Genomic DNA, 3,690 nt, shown 5'->3' with positions numbered 1-3,690 from the left:
GCGTGTACCCGGTGCTTGCACCGGGTACACGCGCGGCCGGGACTGTGGTGTTGGGGCGGTACCATGGCCCCATTCACCAACCTCGGAATGTGCCCATGATGACCGCCAGTTTCCAGATCGAAGGCATTGACGTGCAGGTGGAAGGCGAGGGCAGCTCCACCGTCTTGCTGCTGCACGGCTGGCCCGATACCCGCGCCCTGTGGGACGACACCGTGGCGGCCTTGCGCGACGGCTACCGCTGCGTGCGCTTCAACCTGCCGGGCTACGACCTGGCCAAGCCGCCCGGCGGACTGTCGGTGGATGCGATGGTGGTGTTGATGGCGGCCGTGGTGAGCCGGGTGAGCCCAGGCGCTCCCGTGACCTTGCTGATACACGACTGGGGCTCGATCTTTGGTCAGGAATTCGCCGCGCGCCACCCCGAACGGGTGGAGCGGGTGGTGATCGTCGACGTGGGCGACGCCAGCTCGGGCGCCTATCTGAAGTCGCTCAAAGCCAAGGCCAAGCTGATGATTCTGGGCTACCAGCTCTGGTTGGCGCTGGCCTGGCAGTTGGGAAAAATGGGCGCCACCGGGGTGGCCGATCGCATGACGCGCTTCATGGCCAAGGCCATCGGGTGCCGCAATCCGCCCGGCCACATCGGCTGGCAGATGAACTATCCCTACGGCATGCAATGGCTGGGCACCTACGGCGGCTTCAAGGGTTTGAGCCGGGTGAGAGCCAACGCCCCTCCGCGCGTGCCGACCCTGTTTGTGTACGGCCAGCGCAAGCCCTTCATGTTCCATTCCAGCCAGTGGCTGCAGACGCTGGAAGCCACACCCGGCTGCGCCGTGCACGAAATACCCGCTGGGCATTGGCTGATGCGGCAAAAGCCCGAACGCTTCAACCCGGTGGTGCGCGCTTGGCTGGACGAGACGCCGCCCCAACGCAGCTGAGCCGGAGCCGTCGCGATGAAAGCCGAAGACCTGCAGCGCCTGGTGAGCGTGGAAATGCCGTTTGGCAAATACAAGGGCCGGGTGATCGCCGACCTGCCCGGCAACTACCTGAACTGGTTCGCGCGCGAGGGTTTTCCCAAGAGCGACATCGGTCGCTTGCTGGCGCTGATGCAGGAGATCGACCACAACGGGCTGGGCGACTTGCTCACGCCCTTGCGACAGCGGCGCGACCAGGACCGGTAGACCCGTCGCACGCACTCAGGCGCAGCCGCAGGAGCCGCAGCAAGAGCCTGCGGGCTGGGTTTCGAAAGCCGGGAACAGCACATTGTTTTCCAGGTGGATGTGCTGGATCAGATCGTCGGTGAATTGCGCGATACCCGCGTACAGCGCACGCCAGGTGTTGCAAGCGCCGGCAGGGGGCGTGGCGTCGTTCGTGAGCGCAGCCAGCCGTTCCACCTGCAGGCCGTGTTCGGTGTGTTCGCCGCGCATCATGTGGATGGGGGCTTGCGCGTAACCCATGTTCCCGCTTTTGAGCAAAGGGAACAGCACCAGCTCTTCTTTTTGCATGTGGTCCAGCAGTTCGGTCTGCATGTTTTCGAGCAAATCCGCCAGCCCTTTCGGCACCTGGGGGTGGTCGCGGTGCACCGCTTCCACCCGCCGCGCCATGCGCAACAACTCGGGCAGCTGTTGGCGGTGCACCTCGTGGAAACGCGAGACGATGAGATCGATCAGTGGCGCAGGCGCCATGCTGGCGGGCAAACTGGTGCGGCGGTGCAACTCCAGCTCACCGAGCTCGGCCAGCAGCGGTTCGAGGGCGATGCCTTTGTCGGCGGCCGCCTGCCGCAGGCCGATCTGGCCACCGCAGCAAAAATCCAGTTTGAGACGGCGAAAGACCGCGGTGGCCCCGGGCAGATCCACAGCGATCTGGCCGATGGCGTGCTCGCTGCGGTCGGTGACGGCGGGTTTTTCAGGGGTTTCCAATGTGGCGTTCACGGTGGTCCTTTAAATGTTCATACGATGTGAATATATTAAGTCATAAAATGCACTTGACATGAATCTTCATTGCTTTTTCTTTGCGCTGGCGCAAATGCCAGCCACCCACGGGAGCACGCCATGCGTCTGACCAGCTGGACCGACTACACCCTGAGGGTGCTGATGTACTGCGCCGCCTGCGAGGGGCGCGAGCAGCCGGTGACGATCACCGAAATCGCCGAGGCCCACGGCATTTCACGCAGCCACCTCACCAAAATCGTGGTCAACCTCTCGAACCAGGGCTGGCTCAGCACCACACGCGGTCGGGGTGGTGGCTTGCGTTTGCAGGTCCCGGCCGAGCACATCGGGCTGGGCGATGTGGTGCGCCAAACCGAAACCGATTTCGACATGGTGGAATGTTTCGACGACGGCAGCAACCAATGCCGACTCAACCCCGCCTGCCACCTCAAGGGCGTGTTGCAAGAGGCGCTCGAAAGTTATCTGCGGGTGCTGGACGGCGTGACCCTGGCCGATCTGGTGCGCGCCCCCGCAGGTTCGGCGCGGGGAGGCGAGGGCCGCCTGGTGGGCGTGCCGATCCAGTGGCGCTGATGGCCCGGGCTCAGTCCAGGCCCAGCGCGTGGTAGACCCGCACCGCTGCCCAGGCGTCGTTGGCCGCGTAGACCAACTGGCCGGTGCTGAGATTGGGTAACGCCCAGTTGGAGGTGGCGGCCTTTTTCGATTTGATGAAGCGCTGCTGGAACAACACCGCCACCGCGCCCTTGACGCCCATGTCCTTGCGGTAGCCGCGTTCGCGGAACACGGTGTTGAGTTCCAGCACGTCGGCGGGCTCCACACCGAGTTTGGCGACGATGCGCAAGGTGTCGTCGCGCAGCCCGAACCCGGCCTTTGTGAAGCCGGGCAGGGCGAGCAACTGCGCCACGATGGCGCGACAGCCCGGATCGTGCAGCTGAAAGACCCAGGCGCGCTCGGGGGTGGCGAGCTGCACGATGTGGGGACCGTCCGATACCTGGTCTTTCACGAACGTGGGTTTGGACTCGGTGTCAAAACCCCAGACCGTGGTCGCGGTCAGGGCGGCCTGCGCGGCCCGCGCCTGTTCGCCGGTGTGCACCAGTGCGATGCGGTCCGGACCCAGGCGGTCGAATTCGGGCAGCAGGGCAATTTCGTCTTTGCTCGGGGTGGGGCGTGTGGTTTGCATGCACGCCAGTGTGCCGCAGTCGGCGCGCACCGATAATGCAGGCTTGGCGCAAGCGATCGACTGGCCGCCCGAATATCCCGATGCATTACACCCTCAAACTCTTTTCCGCCGACGACGTAGGCCCCGCTGCGCGCGCAGCCGCCGAGCGCAGCTTTCGGCGCGCGCTGGAAGACAGTCTGGGCGACGCCAGTCTGGTGGCACCGGTGTACCAGGCCTACATGCAGGTGGTGGCGCGCCACGGCGAAGCGCCCGACCCGGAAAGCTTGAGCACCGGGGAGCTGGCGGTGCTGGAGCAGTGGCGCGAGGCGGAAGCGGCGGCCGTGACCGCGGTGTTCGGCCCGATGCGGCAGATGGGCGACGCCGATTACGAGATCGGCCTGATCGACGCGCCGCCCGGGCTGTAGGCGGTGGCAGATGGCTGCCGCGCATAATCGTGCCCCTTGCCCGGTGTTTTCCAGAAGCCCGGTGCAAACCTTGTCAACTTGTCCCTCACGGGCGAAATCCCTCTGAAGGACTGCCATGCGCAAAATATTCGAACTCCGCCCCGAAGGCAAACATCCAGACCGCGTG

At 65.0% G+C, this 3,690-nt stretch carries 6 protein-coding genes; 4 read left to right on the top strand and 2 right to left on the bottom strand.

Translation table 11 applies throughout. The features are described from left to right. Window positions 1-95: 95 nt before the first annotated feature. Together ABYB95_RS19180 and ABYB95_RS19175 are read left to right on the top strand one after the other, a co-directional pair. Window positions 96-932, top strand: a complete 837-nt coding sequence (locus tag ABYB95_RS19180; RefSeq protein WP_372660517.1) for an alpha/beta fold hydrolase — start codon at window positions 96-98, stop codon at window positions 930-932. A 15-nt stretch (window positions 933-947) separates the two neighbouring features. Next, window positions 948-1,175, top strand: coding sequence for a DUF3820 family protein (locus tag ABYB95_RS19175; protein WP_372660514.1), 228 nt, complete (start codon window positions 948-950; stop codon window positions 1,173-1,175). Window positions 1,176-1,190: 15 nt separating this feature from the next. Here the strand turns inward: ABYB95_RS19175 and ytfE are convergent, their stop codons facing one another. After that, the gene (gene ytfE, locus ABYB95_RS19170) at window positions 1,191-1,925 is read right to left on the bottom strand and encodes an iron-sulfur cluster repair protein YtfE (RefSeq protein WP_372660511.1); all 735 of its coding nucleotides are present in this window, start codon (window positions 1,923-1,925) and stop codon (window positions 1,191-1,193) included. 120 nt (window positions 1,926-2,045) lie between these two features. Here ytfE and ABYB95_RS19165 point away from each other — a divergent pair, with 120 nt between their 5' ends. Next, window positions 2,046-2,513, top strand: a complete 468-nt coding sequence (locus tag ABYB95_RS19165; protein WP_372660508.1) for an Rrf2 family transcriptional regulator — start codon at window positions 2,046-2,048, stop codon at window positions 2,511-2,513. Window positions 2,514-2,523: 10 nt separating this feature from the next. On the opposite strand, the gene ABYB95_RS19160 is transcribed toward ABYB95_RS19165, so the two are convergent. Further along, entirely contained in the window at window positions 2,524-3,120 is a 597-nt protein-coding gene (locus tag ABYB95_RS19160; protein WP_372660505.1) for a 3'-5' exonuclease, read from the bottom strand. 80 nt (window positions 3,121-3,200) lie between these two features. Here ABYB95_RS19160 and ABYB95_RS19155 point away from each other — a divergent pair, with 80 nt between their 5' ends. Then, window positions 3,201-3,524, top strand: coding sequence for a hypothetical protein (locus ABYB95_RS19155; protein WP_372660502.1), 324 nt, complete (start codon window positions 3,201-3,203; stop codon window positions 3,522-3,524). The last annotated feature ends 166 nt before the right edge of the window (window positions 3,525-3,690 follow it).

Origin of the sequence: Hydrogenophaga sp., from assembly GCF_041633695.1 — a bacterium.
In the GTDB taxonomy this organism is placed as follows: Bacteria; Pseudomonadota; Gammaproteobacteria; order Burkholderiales; family Burkholderiaceae_C; genus Hydrogenophaga.
The sequence above is the reverse complement of the archived record's forward strand: the minus strand, read 5'-3'. Positions and strand labels throughout refer to the sequence as shown.